Source organism: Deltaproteobacteria bacterium, assembly GCA_009930495.1.
GTDB lineage: Bacteria > Desulfobacterota > Desulfovibrionia > Desulfovibrionales > Desulfomicrobiaceae > Desulfomicrobium.
On sequence record RZYB01000427.1, the window covers coordinates 1 to 1,278 of the forward strand.

Consider the following 1,278-nt stretch of genomic DNA (forward strand, 5'->3'; position numbering starts at 1 on the left):
ATCCTGGCCGTGGCCGACGTGTACGAGGCCCTGACCTCGAACCGTCCGTACCGCACCGCCGCCAGTCATGAATTCGCCATGGGGCACCTCGTCCGCAACGCGGGCGCGCAGCTCTGCCTGCAATGCGTCTGCGCCTTCCTGGCCGCGAACAAAACCGGCGCACTCGGCCAGTCCGGCACGGGCTAGACCGCCCCGTTTCGATCCCAACGTCATGTTCCCTGGACGGCACGCCCGTACCCTCGTCCACGGAACACAAGCTCACCACGAGGAAATCACGCCATGTTCAAAAAAAACATCAACACCGTTCTTGTCAGCACCATCACGGTGGCCGTGCTCCTGGCCGTCGTGGCCATCGTTGCCTACGTTTCGCGCTCCTCATACGAGCAGACGCTGGCCCTGCAACAACAGTCCATGCGCCATATCGGTGCCGCCACGCACACCGCCTTGAATCGCTACATGGCCGGACACGAAGCCCTCGTACGCACCCTGGCCACCCAGCAGGCCATCCTCGAAGCCTTTGACGGCCAACCCGAACGGGCCCGCGAACGCCTGCGTGAATACATCAAGGCCAACCCGGACTATCGCACCATGTTTCTCTTTGACGCCAAGGGCTCAATCATCGCCGGCTACAACGCCGAGGGCCAGGATTTGAGCGGCCAAAGCCGGGCCGACCGCGATTATGTCCGGGCCATTGCCCAGGGTCAGGACACATATTTCGGCCAGGAAATCCTCAGCGCCAAATCGAGTGGCGCCGCCGACCTGACCTTTCCCGTGGTCCTGGCCGTCAAGGGCGCGGGCGGCGTGGTCAAGGGCGGCATCGGCGTGTTCCCCAAATGGGAGGTCTTCACCCAGGCCTTCATCGATCCGCCGCGCTTCGGCACGCGGGGCTATGCCTACATGCTTGACGCCACGGGCAAGGTCATCGCCCACGCCATGGACAAAAACCTCCTCCTCCAGGATTTCAACGGCAGCGATTTCATCCGCCAGACCCTGAACCAAAAAAACGGAGAACTGTTTTACGACTGGAAGGGTGAACGCAAATACCAATCCTTCTTCACCGATCCCGAAACCGGCTGGACCCTGTGCCTGAACGCCTACGTGGATGACCTGACCGAGACCGCGACCTTGCAACGCAATATTCTGCTCGGCATTGGCACCGGCGCGGTCCTGCTGCTGGCCATGATCGTGGTCGTCGTCGTCAACCGACTGGTGGTCCGTCCCATCCACAACATCGAAGCCTTCACGTCCGCCATCGCCTTGGGGGATTTCAGTGCGGAA

Annotated in this window: 1 protein-coding gene; it reads left to right on the forward strand. The window is 61.9% G+C overall.

Features of this window, described 5'->3' with window-relative positions; genetic code table 11:
* Nucleotides 1–279 precede the first annotated feature (279 nt).
* The coding region (locus tag EOL86_15215; GenBank protein NCD26919.1) for a hypothetical protein at nucleotides 280–1,278 on the forward strand (999 nt) is incomplete at its 3' end.